17 protein-coding genes are annotated in these 16,300 nt (G+C 63.5%); 9 read left to right on the top strand and 8 right to left on the bottom strand.

Annotation, left to right across the window (positions count from 1 at the left end):
• Window positions 1-13: 13 nt before the first annotated feature.
• Both AWB72_RS19570 and tsaE read right to left on the bottom strand, forming a co-directional pair.
• The gene (locus AWB72_RS19570) at window positions 14-1,549 is read right to left on the bottom strand and encodes an N-acetylmuramoyl-L-alanine amidase (protein ID WP_087128530.1); all 1,536 of its coding nucleotides are present in this window, start codon (window positions 1,547-1,549) and stop codon (window positions 14-16) included.
• On the bottom strand, window positions 1,531-2,118 hold the full coding sequence (tsaE, locus tag AWB72_RS19565; RefSeq protein ID WP_040051123.1) for a tRNA (adenosine(37)-N6)-threonylcarbamoyltransferase complex ATPase subunit type 1 TsaE: 588 nt from the start codon (window positions 2,116-2,118) through the stop codon (window positions 1,531-1,533). The genes AWB72_RS19570 and tsaE overlap by 19 nt, the downstream gene beginning before the upstream one ends.
• 18 nt (window positions 2,119-2,136) lie before the next feature.
• On the opposite strand from tsaE, the gene queG reads away from it, so the two are divergent.
• Genes queG through xerD form a run of 3 tightly spaced genes read left to right on the top strand, consistent with a single transcriptional unit; the run spans window position 2,137 to window position 4,779 of the window.
• A complete protein-coding gene (queG, locus tag AWB72_RS19560) occupies window positions 2,137-3,378 on the top strand; it encodes a tRNA epoxyqueuosine(34) reductase QueG (RefSeq protein ID WP_096030989.1) in 1,242 nt (413 codons plus the stop codon).
• A complete protein-coding gene (locus tag AWB72_RS19555) occupies window positions 3,371-3,853 on the top strand; it encodes a methylated-DNA--[protein]-cysteine S-methyltransferase (RefSeq protein ID WP_087128528.1) in 483 nt (160 codons plus the stop codon). The genes queG and AWB72_RS19555 overlap by 8 nt, the downstream gene beginning before the upstream one ends.
• Entirely contained in the window at window positions 3,850-4,779 is a 930-nt protein-coding gene (xerD, locus tag AWB72_RS19550) for a site-specific tyrosine recombinase XerD (RefSeq protein ID WP_087128527.1), read from the top strand. The genes AWB72_RS19555 and xerD overlap by 4 nt, the downstream gene beginning before the upstream one ends.
• 18 nt (window positions 4,780-4,797) lie before the next feature.
• Here xerD and AWB72_RS19545 read toward each other — a convergent pair whose 3' ends face one another.
• The 3 genes from AWB72_RS19545 to AWB72_RS19535 all read right to left on the bottom strand — a co-directional run bounded on the left by AWB72_RS19545 (window position 4,798) and on the right by AWB72_RS19535 (window position 7,992).
• Window positions 4,798-5,160, bottom strand: coding sequence for an SMR family transporter (locus AWB72_RS19545; RefSeq protein WP_087128525.1), 363 nt, complete (start codon window positions 5,158-5,160; stop codon window positions 4,798-4,800).
• Window positions 5,161-5,172: 12 nt separating this feature from the next.
• On the bottom strand, window positions 5,173-6,594 hold the full coding sequence (locus AWB72_RS19540) for a UbiA family prenyltransferase (protein WP_087128524.1): 1,422 nt from the start codon (window positions 6,592-6,594) through the stop codon (window positions 5,173-5,175).
• Window positions 6,595-6,729: 135 nt separating this feature from the next.
• Window positions 6,730-7,992, bottom strand: coding sequence for a hypothetical protein (locus AWB72_RS19535; protein ID WP_143754651.1), 1,263 nt, complete (start codon window positions 7,990-7,992; stop codon window positions 6,730-6,732).
• 376 nt (window positions 7,993-8,368) lie between these two features.
• On the opposite strand from AWB72_RS19535, the gene ybaK reads away from it, so the two are divergent.
• Together ybaK and plsY are read left to right on the top strand one after the other, a co-directional pair.
• Complete coding sequence (ybaK, locus tag AWB72_RS19530; protein ID WP_087128638.1) at window positions 8,369-8,860, top strand: Cys-tRNA(Pro) deacylase; 492 nt, start codon at window positions 8,369-8,371, stop codon at window positions 8,858-8,860.
• 36 nt (window positions 8,861-8,896) lie between these two features.
• A complete protein-coding gene (gene plsY / locus AWB72_RS19525) occupies window positions 8,897-9,529 on the top strand; it encodes a glycerol-3-phosphate 1-O-acyltransferase PlsY (protein ID WP_087128521.1) in 633 nt (210 codons plus the stop codon).
• A gap of 57 nt (window positions 9,530-9,586) precedes the next feature.
• Here the strand turns inward: plsY and AWB72_RS19520 are convergent, their stop codons facing one another.
• The gene (locus AWB72_RS19520; RefSeq protein ID WP_040051115.1) at window positions 9,587-10,072 is read right to left on the bottom strand and encodes a YajQ family cyclic di-GMP-binding protein; all 486 of its coding nucleotides are present in this window, start codon (window positions 10,070-10,072) and stop codon (window positions 9,587-9,589) included.
• Window positions 10,073-10,212: 140 nt separating this feature from the next.
• Here AWB72_RS19520 and murB point away from each other — a divergent pair, with 140 nt between their 5' ends.
• Window positions 10,213-11,232, top strand: coding sequence for a UDP-N-acetylmuramate dehydrogenase (gene murB / locus AWB72_RS19515; protein ID WP_087128520.1), 1,020 nt, complete (start codon window positions 10,213-10,215; stop codon window positions 11,230-11,232).
• 22 nt (window positions 11,233-11,254) lie between these two features.
• On the opposite strand, the gene argF is transcribed toward murB, so the two are convergent.
• A complete protein-coding gene (argF, locus tag AWB72_RS19510; RefSeq protein ID WP_087128519.1) occupies window positions 11,255-12,184 on the bottom strand; it encodes an ornithine carbamoyltransferase in 930 nt (309 codons plus the stop codon).
• A gap of 517 nt (window positions 12,185-12,701) precedes the next feature.
• Here argF and AWB72_RS19505 point away from each other — a divergent pair.
• Window positions 12,702-13,091, top strand: a complete 390-nt coding sequence (locus tag AWB72_RS19505) for a DUF3579 domain-containing protein (protein WP_087128518.1) — start codon at window positions 12,702-12,704, stop codon at window positions 13,089-13,091.
• A gap of 128 nt (window positions 13,092-13,219) precedes the next feature.
• Here AWB72_RS19505 and rpsT read toward each other — a convergent pair whose 3' ends face one another.
• The gene (gene rpsT, locus AWB72_RS19500; protein ID WP_040051112.1) at window positions 13,220-13,498 is read right to left on the bottom strand and encodes a 30S ribosomal protein S20; all 279 of its coding nucleotides are present in this window, start codon (window positions 13,496-13,498) and stop codon (window positions 13,220-13,222) included.
• Window positions 13,499-13,891: 393 nt separating this feature from the next.
• On the opposite strand from rpsT, the gene murJ reads away from it, so the two are divergent.
• Window positions 13,892-15,442 (top strand): murein biosynthesis integral membrane protein MurJ, encoded by a 1,551-nt coding sequence (murJ, locus tag AWB72_RS19495; RefSeq protein WP_040051111.1) that lies wholly within the window; start codon window positions 13,892-13,894, stop codon window positions 15,440-15,442.
• On the top strand, window positions 15,442-16,287 hold the full coding sequence (locus AWB72_RS19490; protein WP_087128516.1) for a SirB1 family protein: 846 nt from the start codon (window positions 15,442-15,444) through the stop codon (window positions 16,285-16,287). The genes murJ and AWB72_RS19490 overlap by 1 nt, the downstream gene beginning before the upstream one ends.
• Window positions 16,288-16,300: the final 13 nt, after the last annotated feature.

Here is a 16,300-nt window from a genome sequence, read left to right as displayed (position 1 = left end):
CGCTGAAAGCGCATCAGGTCATGCGGCTCTTCGCGAGTGGCGGATTGGCCGCGAAATACCGCTTGATGCCCTTCATGATCGCGTTGGCCATCTTGTCGCGATACGCGTCGTCGTTGAGTCGCGCTTCCTCGTCCGGATTGCTGATGAACGCGGTTTCCACGAGGATCGACGGAATATCCGGCGCTTTCAGCACGGCGAAGCCCGCCTGCTCGACCGATCCCTTGTGCAGCTTGTTGATCCCGCCGATCTCGTTCAGCACGAAGCTGCCGTAACGCATCGAGTCGCGAATCTGCGCGGTCGTCGACATGTCGAAGAGCGCGCGGTTCACGCTCGCGTCCTGCGACTTCACGTTGATGCCGCCGACCTGATCCGACGAATTCTCCTTGGCCGCCATCCAGCGCGCCGCCGCGCTCGACGCGCCGTGCTCCGACAACGCGAAGACGGAGGAACCGCGCGCGTCGGGCGAGGTGAACGCATCCGCGTGAATCGACACGAAAAGGTCCGCCGAGACGCGCTGCGCCTTCTGCACGCGCACGTTGAGCGGCACGAAGAAGTCGGCGTCGCGGGTCATCATCGCGCGCATGTTCGGCTGGGCGTCGATCTTCGCGCGCAGCTTCTTCGCGATATCGAGCGCGACGTGCTTTTCATACGTGCCGCTGCCGCCGATCGCGCCAGGGTCTTCGCCGCCGTGACCCGGATCGATCGCGACGGTCAGGAGGCGCGTCGTGCCCGAACGATCTTGCTTCGGCGTGGAGAACGCGAACTGGTCATTGTCGTCGTCGTTCTTTTTGGCGATAACGGGCGGCACGACGCGCGGCTTCGGCGCGGGCGTCGGCACCGGTATCGCCGGCTTCGGAACGGAAGGCGCAGGCGTGTCGTTCGAGAGATCGCCCTGCGCGTACTTCTGGAAAAAGTCGTCCGTGGAATCCTGCGCGAGCGGCTTCTGCGTGGTGGCCGGCCCGGAAAGCGTCGCGGGCGGCGGCGCGGACGGATTCGGATTCGCGCGGTCGAACGCCTCCTGCTTGCGCTCGGTCTGCGCGAGCAGCTCCATCAGCGGATCGGGCGCGACGGCCGGATACAGGTCGAACACGAGCCGGTACTTGTAGCTGCCGATCGGCCCGAGCGTGAACACCTGCGGCTTCACCGAACCCTTGAGGTCGAACACCATCCGCACGACATGCGGCTGATATTGCCCGACGCGCACGGCCTGAATCTGCGGATCGTTCGGCGTGATCTTCGAGACGAGCTCGCGCAACGCCTGATCGAGATCGATGCCGTTGAGATCGACGACGAGCCTGTCCGGCCCCTGAAGCAACTGGTTGCTGTTGGTGAGCGGCTGGTCCGATTCGATGGTCACGCGCGTGTAATCGCGCGCGGGCCACACGCGCACGCCGAGCACGGAACTCGCGTGCGCGAGCTTCGGCGCGACGAGCGCGAGCACGAGCGTCGATGCGCCCGCGCGCAACACCTGGCGCCTGCGCCAGTTGTGCGGCGCGCTCGCGCTCGATTCGATCGAATGGAACGGCTTGATCAGCATCTTTCGAGACATGTCTTTCCTGTTTCGCTAAACGCCCGCGCGGTCAGCACGCGGCCTTCTTCTTCGTTCGTTTGCGTTGTTTCGTTTCCCGCGATGCCGTCATCCGGCAGCGTCAGCGCGAAAACGAGGTCCGGCACGCCGAGCAAGCCGCCCGCTTGCTGCGGCCATTCGACGAGACACAACGCGCCCCGGTCGAAATACTCGCGAAAACCGGCATCGGCCCATTCGGCCGGATCGGCGAAGCGATAGAGATCGAAGTGATATACGTCGAGCGGGCCGCTTTCAGTATGAAGCGAGTACGGCTCGACGAGCGTGTAAGTCGGGCTTTTGACGCGGCCCGCATGACCGAGCGCACGCAGCGTCGCGCGCACGAGGGTGGTCTTGCCCGCGCCCAGGTCGCCGATCAACTGGACTTGCAAGCCGTGGAATGGTTCAGCCGATGCCTGCGCCCGCGTCTCGCCGATGGCGCGCGCGAAGCGCTCACCGAACGCGAGCGTCGCGGCTTCGTCGCGCAATTCGAAGCGGCGTTCGAGAAGCGCGGCGGGTGAATCGAATGTCGATGGTGCGGGGCTTTCGGGCATTGCTCGTAAAATGTCGTGATGAACCGATTGCCGGAACACTCCGATGAAGTCACGACCGCGTCGAGCGACGCCGCCGTCGAGTTGCGCGCCTTGCATCATTTGGAAAACGACGAGGCCGCGCTGGCGGAACTCGCGCAGCGCATCAAGGCGTGGGGGCGCGAGCTGGGATTCGGTGCGGTCGGAATCAGCGATATCGACCTGACGGATGCCGAGGAAGGCCTCAACAGTTGGCTTGAAGCAGGCTATCACGGCGAAATGGATTATATGGCCAAACATGGGATGAAACGCGCGAGGCCGGCCGAGCTTGTGGCCGGAACGCGACGGGTCATCACGGCGCGCATGGCCTATCTCCCCGCCGCGACGCTCGCGCATTCGGGCGATGAAAGCGTCGCGACAGCGGACGGTCAGAAGAACGACTGGCGCGCGGTCGAATGGAAGCGGCTCGGGCAGCCGGCGCAAGCGCAAGTCTCGATTTACGCGCGCGGCCGCGATTATCACAAGGTCATGCGCAACCGGCTGCAACAACTGGCCGAACGTATCGAGAAGGAAATCGGGCCGTTCGGGCATCGCGCGTTCACGGATTCCGCGCCGGTCCTCGAAGTGGCGCTCGCCCAGAAGGCGGGCAACGGCTGGCGCGGCAAGCACACGCTGCTGCTGGATCGCGACGCCGGTTCGCTCTTCTTTCTCGGCGAGATTTACGTCGATCTTCCGCTGCCCGTCGATCCCGCGCCCGAGCACGACGGAGCGCATTGCGGCCAGTGCACGCGTTGCATCGGCGCATGTCCGACGGGCGCGATCGTCCGGCCGTATCGCGTGGACGCGCGGCGCTGCATCTCGTATCTGACCATCGAACTGCACGGCAGCATTCCGGAAGAAATGCGGCCGCTCATCGGCAATCGCGTGTACGGATGCGACGACTGCCAGCTCGTGTGTCCGTGGAACAAGTTCGCGCAGGCCGCGCCGGTCGCGGATTTCGATGTGCGTCACGGGCTGGATCGCGCGACGCTTGTCGAACTTTTTGCGTGGACCGCCGAGGAATTCGACACGCGCATGCAGGGCAGCGCGATCCGGCGCATCGGCCATGAGCGATGGCTGCGCAATATCGCCGTGGCGATGGGCAACGCGTTGCGCGACGTCTCGCTCGATGCGCGCGAACGCGAGGCGATCGCTCATGCGCTGCGAGCGCGCGCGGACGATGCTTCGGAACTCGTGCGCGAGCATGTGCGCTGGGCACTTTCGCAAGGAAGCGAGCATGAATGATGTCTCATTCGATGCGGTCATCGACGCGCCGTTCGGCCGGGTCGGCATCCGCGCCGACGACCGCTTCGTGCGCGAGATCGTCTATCTTCCGCACGACACGGCGACCGTCGATCCGCTGAGGCCGCTCGCGCAGGAAGCCGCCGCGCAAATCCGCCGCTATTTCGACGCGCCGTCGATGCGCTTCGATCTGCCGCTCGGCATCGGCGGCACCGCGTTTCAGCAGCGCGTGTGGCGCGGCATCGGCGGCATCGCGGCGGGGCAGGTGTGGACCTACGGTCAGCTTGCGCGCGAGATCGGCAGCGTGCCGCGCGCGGTCGGGCAGGCGTGCGGCTCCAATCCGCTGCCGATCGTGATACCGTGCCACCGGGTCGTGGCGTCGAGCGGGATCGGCGGATTCGCGCATCATCCCGGCGACGGCTTTTTTCGTGACGTGAAGCGCTGGCTGCTGGCGCATGAAGGTGTATCCATCGGATGACGAGCGCAATCACTGAAGAACCGCAGACGCCCGAACTCGTCGCGAGCAGCGACGCGATCGATCTCTTCTGCGACGCGTTGTGGCTCGAACACGGGCTCGCCAGGAACTCGCTCGATGCGTATCGGCGCGACTTGCGGCTCTTCGCCGAATGGCTCGCGAAGACGCGCGGCGCGTCCATCGACACCGCCAGCGAAGCCGACATGAACGGCTACATGGCCGCGCGCCGCGGCGACAAGGCGACCTCCGCGAATCGGCGGCTCTCGGTGTTTCGCCGCTATTACGCGTGGGCGCTGCGCGAGCATCGCGCATCCGCCGATCCCACTTTGAAGCTGCGTTCGGCCAAGCAGCCGCCGCGTTTTCCGTCGACGCTCAACGAAGCGCAAGTCGAAGCGCTGCTTGGCGCGCCAGACATCGAGACGCCGCTCGGCCTGCGTGATCGCACGATGCTCGAACTGATGTACGCAAGCGGCTTGCGCGTGACGGAGCTTGTCACGCTGAAGACCGTCGAGCTGGGTTTGAACGAAGGCATCGTTCGCGTGATGGGCAAGGGCTCGAAAGAGCGCCTCGTGCCGTTTGGCGAAGAGGCGCACGGATGGATCGCGCGATATCTGCGCGAATCACGGCCCGCGCTGCTCGGCCCGCGCGCCGCCGATGCGCTTTTCGTCACCGCGCGCGGCGAAGGCATGACGCGCCAGCAGTTCTGGAACATCATCAAGCGTCATGCGCTGAACGGCGGCGTGCATGCGCCGCTGTCGCCGCATACGCTCCGTCACGCGTTCGCGACGCATTTGCTCAATCACGGCGCGGACTTGCGCGTCGTGCAATTGCTGCTCGGCCACTCCGACATCTCGACGACGCAGATCTACACGCACGTCGCGCGCGAGCGGCTGCAAAAGCTGCATCGCGAGCATCATCCGCGCGGATGAATTGGCGATGCGGCCGGCTCACGCGGTGGTCGCAGCGGGCGCGTAGAGCAGCAGCACGCTTGCGATCAGGAGCGTCGCGCCGGCGAGCGTGCGCAGCGACATCGCTTCGCCGAGCACGACGCCGACCAGCATGATTTCGAGAATCGTCACCGCGACCATCAGCGGATACGCGACGCTCAATTCCACGCGCTTCAACGCGAGCGCATACAGCACGAAGCCCGCGCCGTACGCGCCGATCGCGCCGAGCCGGTAGATCAGCGGACGCGCCTCCATGCCGAACAGCAAGGCGCCGCTCCCGGCCGGAAGCGTGCCCGCGAGACGCAGCAGGATACTCGCGAGCGCGCTGCACGTGCCGCTCAAAAGAAGCGTGATATAGGGCATCGAGAATGAAGGTCAGATCGCGACGACCACCGTCGCCACACACAGGCAGATGACGAAGAGGCTCAGGCGGTTCTTGATGGCATAGACGACCGGGTCGTCGTGCATTTCGCCGCGAAACGCGAGCATCCACACGCGGCTGACCCAGTACAACAGAAGCCCGAAGAGCACCCACAGCGCTTGCGGATGCCGATACAAAAGGCGCACGTCCGCCGAGTTCACATAGAGCGCGAGCACGACGACGGCCGCATAGCCCGACGCCGTGCCGAACGAACGAAGAATGCCCAGGTCCTGCGTGACGTAGCCGCGTCCGGCGGCGGACACCTTGCCGTCGCGAAGGAGGGCGTCGAGTTCGGTGTAACGCTTGACCATCGCCAGGCTCAGGAAGATGAGCACCGAGAACATGATGAGCCAGTCGGTCAGCACGATGTCCGCCGCCACGCCGCCCGCGATGATGCGCGACGTATAGAGCGCGGCGAGCGTGAAGACGTCGATGAGCATCATGCGCTTGAGCTTGAACGAATACGCGAGCGTCGCGATGAAATAGCCGCCGAGCACGAGCTGGAAGTTCGGTTCGAGCCGCGCCGCGAGCGTCGCCGATGCGACGAGCAGCGTTACCGTCAGCGCCATCCCGAACGTGAGCGGCAGTTGCCCCGACGCGAACGGCCGGTTGCGCTTCTTCTCGTGACGGCGGTCGGAATCGAGATCGAGCATGTCGTTGAGCAGATACACCGCCGACGCGCAGAAGCAGAATGAGAAGAACGCGATGGTTTCGGCGAGCAGCATCGACGGATCGGTGAAGCGGTGCGACGCGAGCAGCGGCACGAAGATCAGCAGGTTCTTCACCCACTGATAGACGCGCATCTCTTTCAGCGTCAGCAGGACGAGCGAACGCTTCTCTTCGAAGAAGACGATGGTCTTGTTGACCCGTTCCGCCGCCGTCGCGATATGCCGGTCGCCCACGACGATAGCCTGCCGGGCCTGCTCCCACACGGGGACATCGGCGAGCGCGTTGCCGCAGTAATCGAAGCCATGCGCGCCGAACTCTTTCGTCAGCGCGCCGGCCTTGTGACGGCCCTTGAGGTTGTGCGCTTCATCGCTCGCGAGCACGCCCTTGAAGATGCCGAAGTGCTTCGCGATTTGTTCGGCGAACTGTTGATTCGACGCGGTGCACAGGTACAGATCGCGTCCGCACGAACGCTGCTCGTGCAGATACGCGACGAAGCGCGCGTTGTACGGCAGCACGGAAACGTCGATAGCCACGCGCCGCGCGATTTGCGCCTTGAGATGCGCCTTGCCGCGCATCAGCCAGACGATGCACAGCAGCGCATAAAGCGGATTCTTCTTGACGAGCACAAGAAGCGATTCGACGAGCAGATCGGTGGCGGTCAGCGTGCCATCGAGATCGACACAGAGCGGAACGCTTGCTTCGGACATAGCTTCCTCGTCGTTGTCATTCGTCTGTCGATTGGGGTGCGGCTCGTGAATCGTTTGCGTACAGAATAGCGAGCCGTCATTTGCCCGCTCTGTGCGCTAGAGCACTTCGGTGACGCACGCGCGGATGTAGCGAAATTACTTCCAGCCCGACGATATTCCCGCGCCTCGCTGTCTGCAACTGCGATGCGGGGAATCGGCCAAGCGCGCGCGATGATGCGCGGAACGCGCGATCGCGCCGTGATCGCTCAGGCGCGACGATGGCGTTCTATCGTCGATGGCGCTGCCGCTCGGTGTATCCGCGACTGCACGCACGCTTGCCTGCTCGAGCACGAGCGCAATGTTCACGCAGAAGATCATCAGGACGCCGACGATCAGCATGCTCAGGTTGCGCAATTCGTCGTGAAAGCCGAAGGCCATGAAAAGCGGCACGTTGATGGCGAGCGCAATCAGCACATGACGCCGCAGCGCAACGGGCAGCTTGCTCCAGCCCGAGCGCAAAAGAATGGCGGCGATCGCGATCGTGATGATGTTGAATCCCTTCGCCATGATCACGCCGTAGTTGTATTCGAAGCGCAGATAGCTCAGCGGATGAATCAGGAAATTGAGGTTCTCATACAGGTTGAACGCGACGATTCCGCCGCTATTGCCCGCGTATTTCATCTTGACGATGAGGTTGATCCCGCCGGCAATGGCGAGCGTGACCGCCTGCAAGGCCAGCGCCTTGCCGAGCGAATAACGCAGGTAGAGAAACGGAAAGAGCGTTAGCGTGAAAAAGAGAAACGATTCCTTGTTAAACGTGGCGACGGCCGTGAGCGCAATGAGCCACAGCACGCGGCCTCTTGCCGCGAGCCACACCGCGAGATTCATGAATAACAGCTCGGGAAAGTCGTAGAAGTAGGCGCCGTCGGTGAGAATCAACGGAAAAATGGCGGCGAGCGCCATGGGAGCGAGCGTGCTTGCGGTGCGATTCACCTGGAAGGTCATGCAGACGGCGCGCATCGCGAACATCGCGAGAAACAGGGACGCGAACGACATGCCGAAGACCATGTAATAGCGCAGCGTGTACTGCGGATTGCGCGCGTCCACGGCGCTCGGATAAAACCAGGTGATCGGATGATGCGTGCGGTTGTCGTCGAGCAGCACCCTGTTCACGCGCTCTTTGAGCTTCGCAGGCATTGCGTGTTCGACGCTGTTCGCGATGGCCGGAAGCAACTGCCTATAAACGAACGGACGCTCGATGGTGCCTTCGAGCATGCCGGGCAACGCCCATCGCGGCGTCTCATCGCGGAACTGCCATTTCGTGAAATAGCCGTTATAGGATGCCGCCGCGACGACGTAGTACACCACGACGAGCAGCATCCAGCGAACACCGCGGCGCAAGACTGGTTCGTTGACCATGACAATCTCCAGACGTTGAGTCGACAGGGCGCTTCTCGTCAGCAGGGGCGCATGGCGCGCGGCCCGAACGGCCTCGCGCATGTTCGCTGATCTAATTCGGGGCGAAGGTGGGTTACCGCACGTTTGCGCCGATTCGATGCATGCGCGACGAAAGCCTGCGGAAAGTATTGCCTTGAGAGAGATGATGTGCAGCACTGAACGTTCATACGGTTAGGCCATTCAGGATCGCAGAATGAAATGGCACTATGGGGCGCGTACGGACGTTCGTTCATGGCAATTCCCTCCAGGCGAACGATCGTACGCCGCGCGCGCCCCATTCGTACACTAGGCCGAACGGCCAATGGTGAGCCGCATGGCGCGCCGCTACAATGCGTTCATGTCCAAATCGAAACACGTATCCGAAACGCCCGCGACGCAGTTCCTTCGCCGCCACCAGGTGACGTTCGGCGAGCATCCTTACGATTACGTCGAACACGGCGGCACTGAAGAATCCGCGCGGCAGCTAGGCGTGGACGAGCATTGCGTCGTCAAGACGCTCGTCATGGAAGACGAGCACGCGAAGCCGCTGATCGTCCTGATGCACGGCGACCGCACCGTGTCCACGAAGAATCTCGCGCGACAGACCGGTGCGAAGCGCATCGAGCCGTGCAAGCCCGAAGTGGCGAACCGGCATTCGGGTTATCTGGTCGGCGGCACGTCGCCTTTCGGCACGAAAAAGGCCATGCCCGTGTATGTTGAATCGAGCATCCTCGAACTCGGCACCATCTACCTGAACGGCGGGCGGCGCGGATATCTCGTGAGCCTTGATCCGGCAGTGCTCACCGAACTGCTTTACGCAAAACCCGTGCAGTGCGCGAGCGTCGATTAGAATGCTCACCGCGTTTTTTAAGACAAAAGAGAACCCATGATTTATCTGATCGTCGCCGTCGCGTCCTATCTGATCGGCTCGATTTCGTTTGCCGTGGTCGTAAGCTCAGCCATGGGCCTCGCGGATCCGCGTTCCTACGGCTCCGGCAATCCCGGCGCGACCAACGTGCTGCGCACCGGCAACAAGCTCGCGGCGATCCTCACGCTCGTCGGCGATGCGTTCAAGGGCTGGCTGCCCGTGTGGCTCGTCGGCCATTTCGGCGCGCGGTTCGGGCTGGACGCAACCGGGCTGGCGACGGTCATCGCGCTGTCGGCCATCGCCGTGTTTTTGGGGCATCTGTACCCAATATTCTTCCGGTTTCAGGGCGGCAAAGGCGTGGCGACGGCGGCAGGCGTGCTGCTCGCCATTCATCCGGCGCTCGGGCTCGCGACGTTGCTGACGTGGCTGATCATCGCGTTCTTCTTCCGCTATTCGTCGCTCGCGGCGCTCGTCGCGGCGGTGTTCGCGCCGTTCTTTCAAGTGTTCCTGTTCGGGCCGAGCCGCATTTCGCTTGCCGTGCTGGCGATGAGCGCGCTGCTCGTCTGGCGGCATCGCGCCAATATTTCCAAGCTGCTCGCCGGCAAGGAAAGCAGGATCGGCGACAAGAAAAAGCCGGCGGCCGTCGAATAAAAAAAGCCGTTCCGCAGTCATGCGGAACGGCTTTTTCCTTGCAGCGCGCGGCGACGCTCAGTCGCGGAAGTTGTTGAAGTCGAGCGGCGTGTCCGTCACGTCCTTCTTCAGCATCGCGATGGCGCTCTGCAGATCGTCGCGCTTGGCGCCGGTCACGCGCACGGCGTCGCCCTGAATGCTCGCCTGCACCTTGATCTTGCTGTCCTTCACCATCTTGACGATCTTCTTCGCGAGATCGCCCGAGACGCCTTTCTTCACGGTGACGACCTGCTTCAGCTTGTCGCCGCCGATCTTCTCCTGCTTGCCGTAGTCGAGGAACCGCACGTCGACGCCGCGCTTGGCGAGCTTCGACAACAGCACGTCCTTGACCTGGCCGAGCTTGAAATCGTCGTCGGCATAGAGCGTCAGTTCGCGCTCTTTTTGCTCGACGCGTGAATCGGAACCCTTGAAGTCGAAGCGCGTCGAGATTTCCTTGTTGGACTGCTCGATGGCGTTCTTCACTTCGATCATGTTTGCTTCGCTGACGACGTCAAACGATGGCATGTGTCTTCCCCTTCCTTGAGGCGAGCGCCCGGGAGCGGCTCGCGCAATCGCTATAATCACGGACCTGACGTCATTCTACCGACGCGCCTTGGTTTTCCCCAAGACCGCGCCCGTTCTCCTGCTTTTCCACGCGGTTTTTCATGTCCCACGCCTCCTTACTCGCGGACTATTCCCTGCGGCCGCACAACACGTTCGGCTTCGACGTGCGCGCGCGTCATGCAATGCACATCGATAGCGTCGAAGCCGCCGCCGCGCTCGTGGACAATGCGCGCATCGCCGGCATGCCGACACTCGTGCTCGGCGGCGGCAGCAATGTCGTGCTGACACGCGATTTCGACGGCGTCGCGCTCATCGTCGGCATCATGGGCAAACGCGTGATCGGCGAGGATGAGGACGCGTGGCTCGTCGAAGCCGGCGCCGGTGAAAACTGGCACGCGTTCGTCGCGTGGACGCTCGCACAGGGCATGCCGGGCCTCGAAAATCTCGCGCTCATCCCGGGCACGGTCGGCGCGGCGCCGATCCAGAACATCGGCGCGTACGGCCTCGAGATGGGCGAGCGCTTCGAGCGGCTGCACGCGGTGGAACTCGCAACCGGCGCGCGCGCCGAATTCGACCGCGACGCGTGCGCGTTCGGCTACCGCGACAGCTTCTTCAAGCGGGCAGGGCGCGGGCGATTCATGATCACGTCGGTCGTGTTCCGGCTGCCGAAAGCGTGGACGCCGCGCGCCGACTACGCCGATGTGGCCCGCGCGCTGGAAGGCGCATCGGCGTATAACGCGCAAGCGATCTTCGACGCCGTCATCGCGGTGCGACGCGCGAAGTTGCCGGACTGGACCGTGCTGGGCAACGCGGGCAGCTTCTTCAAGAATCCCGTCGTCAGCGCCGATGCGTTCGAAGCGCTCAAAGCGCGCGAGCCGGGCGTCGTGTCGTATCGGCAAGCGGACGGCCAGGTCAAGCTCGCGGCAGGCTGGCTGATCGACCGTTGCGGGTGGAAAGGGCGCGGCATCGGCGGGGCAGCGGTGCACGAGCGGCAGGCGCTCGTGCTCGTGAATCGCGGCGACGCGACCGGCGCGCAAGTGCTCGAACTCGCCGAAGCCATCCAGCGCGATGTGCGCGCGCGCTTCGGCGTGGAGCTGGAAATGGAGCCGGTCTGCCTCTGACCGGCGCGGGCGCGACGCTGCGTCAGTGATTCAGCTTGCCGAGCAGCAGATATTCCATGAGCGCCTTCTGCACGTGGAGCCGGTTTTCGGCTTCGTCCCAGACCACGCTCTGCGGCCCGTCGATGACTTCCGCGCTCACTTCCTCGCCGCGATGCGCCGGCAGGCAGTGCATGAAAAGCGCGTCCCGATGGGCGCGCGCCATCATTTCGGCGTCGACGCAATAGTCCGCGAAAGCCTTCAGCCGCGCCTCGTTTTCCGCCTCGAAGCCCATGCTGGTCCACACGTCCGTCGTCACGAGATCCGCGCCCGCGCAGGCTTCGTTCGGATCGTCGAATTCCTCGTAGAACGGCGCGCTATCCGCCGACACCAGCGCGCGATCCAGCTTGTAGCCTTCCGGCGTCGACAGGCGCAGCTTGAACCCGAGAATCTGCGCCGCTTCGATCCACGTGTAGAGCATGTTGTTCGCGTCGCCGACCCACGCGACGGTCTTGCCGTGAATCGGCCCGCGATGCTCGTAGTAGGTGAAGATGTCCGCGAGCACCTGGCACGGGTGATATTCGTTCGTCAGTCCGTTGATGACGGGCACGCGCGAATTCTCGGCAAAACGCCGGATGATGTCCTGCCCGAAGGTGCGGATCATGATGATGTCCACCATCCGCGAAATGACCTGCGCCGCATCCTCGATCGGCTCGCCGCGCCCGAGCTGGGTGTCGCGCGTGCTCATGAACACCGCGTGGCCGCCGAGCTGGAAGATGCCCGCTTCGAACGAAAGGCGCGTGCGCGTCGAGTTCTTCTCGAAGATCATCGCGAGCGTGCGGTCGTGCAGCGGATGGTACGTCTCGTAATTCTTGAACTTGCGCTTCAGGATTCGGGCGCGTTCGAGCACGTACTCGTAATCGTCGAGCGAAAAATCCTTGAACTGAAGATAGTGGCGAATTTTCTTGGCGGTCATGAAAACGCAAGCGGCGGCTTCGAACCGGCTGCGCGACTCGCGAGGAGCCTCGCCAGACCGGGCGCCGCCGCCGTCGGAGTGGGTATCGCGTTCGAGCATAAAGGATTTTGCGAACTTTGACGAGGCTGGCCGAAAGGCCGATGCCCATGCGGGAGGCCCGGCGCGCGGCCCTGTCCGACGCTCGCGCGGGCGGGCGTCCGCTCGTGTGCGCTGCGGAAAAGAGGGGGCTGCGGTATAATCGCTGCCGCTTGTCTCAACAACTCTGCAACACTCAGTAACGCTCAGCACCGTTTCACGCGCTAGGTCGGCGAAGCTCGCAAGAGTCCGCTCGGCGTTCTTTTGCGCATGCGAATCCGCCGTGCTGCCGAGTCCGCCATTATGTCGCGGGCATGTGCGGTCTTCTCCGGACCGTTTCACAAAGCATCGCCCGGCGCCGTTGCGTGCCGGCCGGCGTGAATTCCGCGTCGAGCGTGTGCATTCGCCGGTGCCGCCACCGGCCGACAAAAGGTATCGCTACATGGCTGAATCATCCCCGACCCAGTACTTCATACAAGGCATTACCAAAAGCGGGAGAAAGTTTCGTCCGAGCGACTGGTCGGAGCGCCTGTGCGGTGTCATGTCGGCGTACGGTCCGAAGGCGAAGGGGCCGAATGCGCGTCTGCAATATTCCATCTACGTGCGCCCCACGATGATCGACGACATCAAGGTCGTGATCCTTGATGCCCGCCTGCGCGACATCGAGCCGATGGCGTTCGATTTCGTGCTGAATTTCGCGAAGGACAACGATCTCCTGGTGACCGAGGCGTGCGAGCTGCCGCCGCATCACGGCACGCAGACGCAGGCACAATCACAGCCGCAAGCCCAACCCCAAGCCCAAACCGAGCCGCAAACCCAGCCGAAAGACTGATCCGCAATCGGAGCAGGACGCAAAAAAGCCCGCGAGAAGCGGGCTTTTTCGTTACTGCGCAGCGGAAACAGGAAGCCGTTCCGGCGAACGCCTCGCGAACGAGACTTGGCGCCGGACGCGAGCCGGAATTACTGGGCTGCGGGAGCCTGCAGACCCTTGATGGCTGCAGCCAGGCGGCTCTTGTGACGAGCGGCCTTGTTCTTGTGGACGATCTTCTTGTCCGCGATGATGTCCATCGTCTTGACCGACGACTTGAACACTTCGGCAGCCTTGGCCTGATCGCCGGCATCGATTGCCTTGCGAACTGCCTTGATGGCCGTGCGGAACTTCGAGCGCAGCGCCGAGTTGTGCGAGTTGGCTTTGGCGGCCTGACGGGCGCGCTTGCGAGCTTGTGCGGTATTTGCCATGACGGTTCCTTGTCCTGTTTCTGCTGTTACTTGTCGGAGCGGCCTTCACGCGGTGCCCGGCGGGGCCGGAAGCGTTGAACGGTGCGCGCTGCCTTGATCTGAAATCCGGGGAACGATTGCCCCGGAACGTTTAAGCGGTACTGCCACGATACCTGTACGACCCGCAGCGCAGGCTGCGCAATCCATCCAGTACGTGCGTTCGGCGCGACTTCGCCGAAACGGAGCGTCGAAACCCGCGATTATAGCAAGCGACTACACGATGTGACAAGCGCGCGGTTTCGCCGGGGCGGCGTCGCCGTGTCGCGACGGATTTGGTGCAATCCGTCATTCTCGCGGATTCACACGCCAGGGTAACGGAGCCGGGTCATACGCCGCCCGTATAATAAGCGCCCCATGAATCTATTCCGAGCCCTCCTGACGGTCAGCGGCTTCACGCTGCTGTCGCGCGTGACCGGCCTGATCCGCGAAACGCTGATCGCCCGAGCCTTCGGCGCCAGTCTCTACACCGACGCGTTCTATGTCGCGTTCCGTATTCCGAACCTGCTGCGGCGTCTGTCCGCGGAAGGCGCGTTCGCGCAGGCGTTCGTGCCGATCCTCGCCGAGTTCAAGAATAGCAAGGGCCACGATCCGACCAAGGCGCTCGTGGACGCGATGTCCACCGTGCTCACCTGGGGCCTCGTCGTGCTGTCGCTCGTCGGCATGGCGGGCGCGAGCTGGGTCGTGTTCGCGGTCGCGTCGGGGCTGAAGCACGACGGCGGGGCGTATCCACTCGCCGTCGAGATGACGCGGATCATGTTCCCGTACATCGTCTTTATTTCGATGACCACGCTCGCGTCCGGCGTGCTCAACACGTACAAACAGTTTTCGCTGCCCGCGTTCGCGCCCGTGCTGCTGAACGTGGCGTTCATCTTCGCGGCGGTGTTCGTCGCGCCGCATCTGAAGATTCCGGTCTACGCGCTCGCTTACGCGGTGATCGCGGGCGGCGTGCTGCAATTGCTCGTGCAACTGCCCGGCCTCAAGAAGATCGACATGATGCCGCACGTGGGCTTCAACTTCCGCCGCGCGCTCGCGCATCCCGGCGTGAAGCGCGTGCTCGCGAAGATGGTGCCCGCGACGTTCGCGGTGTCGGTGGGTCAGCTGAGCCTCATCATCAACACGAATATCGCGTCGAATATCGGGCAGGGCGCGGTATCGTGGATCAACTATGCCGACCGGCTGATGGAATTCCCCACGGCGCTGCTCGGCGCGGCGCTCGGCACCATCCTGCTGCCGAGCCTGTCGAAAGCGCACGTCGATGCCGACGCCGTCGAATATTCCGCGCTGCTCGACTGGGGCTTGCGCATCACGTTTCTGCTCGCCGCGCCGAGCGCCGTCGCGCTTTTCTTCTTCGCGCAGCCGCTCACGGCGACGCTCTTCCACTACGGCAAGTTCGACGGCCATTCGGTCGTGATGGTCGGCCGCGCGCTGTCGGCGTATGGAATCGGGCTGATCGGGCTGATTCTGATCAAGATTCTCGCGCCCGGCTTTTACGCGAAGCAGGACATCAAGACGCCGGTGAAGATCGCGGTCGGCGTGCTGATCATGACGCAGGTGAGCAATTACATCTTCGTGCCGATCTTCTCGCACGCGGGCCTCACGCTCTCGATCGGTCTCGGCGCGCTCGCCAACGCGTTCCTGTTGTTCGTCGGGCTGCGCCGCCGCCAGATTTACCGGCCGTCGCCGGGCTGGCTGCGCTTTTTCGTGCAGTTGACCGGCGCGTGCCTCGTGCTGGCGGGCACGATGCACTGGGTATCGGCGAACTTCGACTGGATCGGCATGCGCGCGACGCCGTTCGCACGAATCATGCTGCTCGGAGCGAGCCTGGTTCTGTTCGCGGCGCTATATTTCGGTATTCTGTCGGCGATGGGCTTCAAGTACGCCTATTTCAAGAGACGCACGCTTTGATGACGACGACGCGCATCCTCGACTACTTCTCCTCGCTGATGGCGGACGACGAAAGTCTGCCGCTGACGGAGGCCGCCTTGTCGCTGGCGCAGGACGCCTATCCTGACCTCGACATGCAGGCGGTGCTCGCTGAGATGGACGAACTCGTGGTGCGCGCCCGCCGCCGCATGCCCGAGGACGCCGATGTCCGGCAAAAGGTCGATGCGCTCAATCGCTATTTCTTCCGCGAACTCGGTTTTTCAAGCAATCTCAACGATTACTACGATCCCGACAACAGTCATCTGAACGCGGTGCTGCGCCGCCGTCGGGGCATCCCGATTTCGCTCGCGGTCATTTACCTCGAAATGGCCGAGCAACTTGGGCTGCCGGTGCGCGGCGTGTCGTTTCCGGGGCATTTCCTCTTGCGCGTGACGACGCCGGAAAGCGATCTGATGCTCGATCCGACGACCGGCCAGACGCTTTCCGAAGCGCAAATGGTCGAGATGCTGGAGCCGTATGTGCAGCGCGCGGGCGAATCCATCGGTAGCGCGTTGCGCGTGCTGTTGCAGCCGGCGACGCGCCGCGAAATCGTCGCGCGGATGCTGCGCAATCTGAAGAGCATCTATTTGCAGACCGAGCGCTGGCAGCGGCTGCTCGCGGTGCAGCAGCGGCTCGTGATCGTGCTGCCAGGAAGTATCGAGGAAGTGCGCGATCGCGGTTTCGCGTATGCGCGGCTCGATTATCTGCGGCCGGCGCTCGAAGACCTCGAACGCTATCTCGAAGACCGGCCCGATGCGGAAGACGCGACCGTCGTCGAATCCGAACTGTACGAGCTTCGGCAGCGCGCGCAGCATAACGACGACTGAGCGCGCGCCACTT

Origin of the sequence: Caballeronia concitans, from assembly GCF_001544615.1 — a bacterium.
In the GTDB taxonomy this organism is placed as follows: domain Bacteria; phylum Pseudomonadota; class Gammaproteobacteria; order Burkholderiales; family Burkholderiaceae; genus Caballeronia; species Caballeronia concitans.
This window is presented reverse-complemented; position numbering and strand designations above follow the sequence as displayed.

What these genes read in the sequence shown, in the direction of transcription:
- ybaK (WP_087128638.1), top strand. Translation starts at nt 8,369, where the DNA reads ATGTCCAAATCGAAACACGTATCCGAAACGCCCGCGACGCAGTTCCTT.
- xerD (WP_087128527.1), top strand. Translation starts at nt 3,850, where the DNA reads ATGACGAGCGCAATCACTGAAGAACCGCAGACGCCCGAACTCGTCGCG.
- AWB72_RS19545 (WP_087128525.1), bottom strand. Translation starts at nt 5,160, where the DNA reads ATGCCCTATATCACGCTTCTTTTGAGCGGCACGTGCAGCGCGCTCGCG.
- rpsT (WP_040051112.1), bottom strand. Translation starts at nt 13,498, where the DNA reads ATGGCAAATACCGCACAAGCTCGCAAGCGCGCCCGTCAGGCCGCCAAA.
- AWB72_RS19505 (WP_087128518.1), top strand. Translation starts at nt 12,702, where the DNA reads ATGGCTGAATCATCCCCGACCCAGTACTTCATACAAGGCATTACCAAA.
- AWB72_RS19555 (WP_087128528.1), top strand. Translation starts at nt 3,371, where the DNA reads ATGAATGATGTCTCATTCGATGCGGTCATCGACGCGCCGTTCGGCCGG.
- queG (WP_096030989.1), top strand. Translation starts at nt 2,137, where the DNA reads ATGAACCGATTGCCGGAACACTCCGATGAAGTCACGACCGCGTCGAGC.
- AWB72_RS19490 (WP_087128516.1), top strand. Translation starts at nt 15,442, where the DNA reads ATGACGACGACGCGCATCCTCGACTACTTCTCCTCGCTGATGGCGGAC.
- murB (WP_087128520.1), top strand. Translation starts at nt 10,213, where the DNA reads ATGTCCCACGCCTCCTTACTCGCGGACTATTCCCTGCGGCCGCACAAC.
- argF (WP_087128519.1), bottom strand. Translation starts at nt 12,184, where the DNA reads ATGACCGCCAAGAAAATTCGCCACTATCTTCAGTTCAAGGATTTTTCG.
- AWB72_RS19570 (WP_087128530.1), bottom strand. Translation starts at nt 1,549, where the DNA reads ATGTCTCGAAAGATGCTGATCAAGCCGTTCCATTCGATCGAATCGAGC.
- plsY (WP_087128521.1), top strand. Translation starts at nt 8,897, where the DNA reads ATGATTTATCTGATCGTCGCCGTCGCGTCCTATCTGATCGGCTCGATT.
- AWB72_RS19540 (WP_087128524.1), bottom strand. Translation starts at nt 6,594, where the DNA reads ATGTCCGAAGCAAGCGTTCCGCTCTGTGTCGATCTCGATGGCACGCTG.
- AWB72_RS19520 (WP_040051115.1), bottom strand. Translation starts at nt 10,072, where the DNA reads ATGCCATCGTTTGACGTCGTCAGCGAAGCAAACATGATCGAAGTGAAG.
- AWB72_RS19535 (WP_143754651.1), bottom strand. Translation starts at nt 7,992, where the DNA reads ATGGTCAACGAACCAGTCTTGCGCCGCGGTGTTCGCTGGATGCTGCTC.
- murJ (WP_040051111.1), top strand. Translation starts at nt 13,892, where the DNA reads ATGAATCTATTCCGAGCCCTCCTGACGGTCAGCGGCTTCACGCTGCTG.
- tsaE (WP_040051123.1), bottom strand. Translation starts at nt 2,118, where the DNA reads ATGCCCGAAAGCCCCGCACCATCGACATTCGATTCACCCGCCGCGCTT.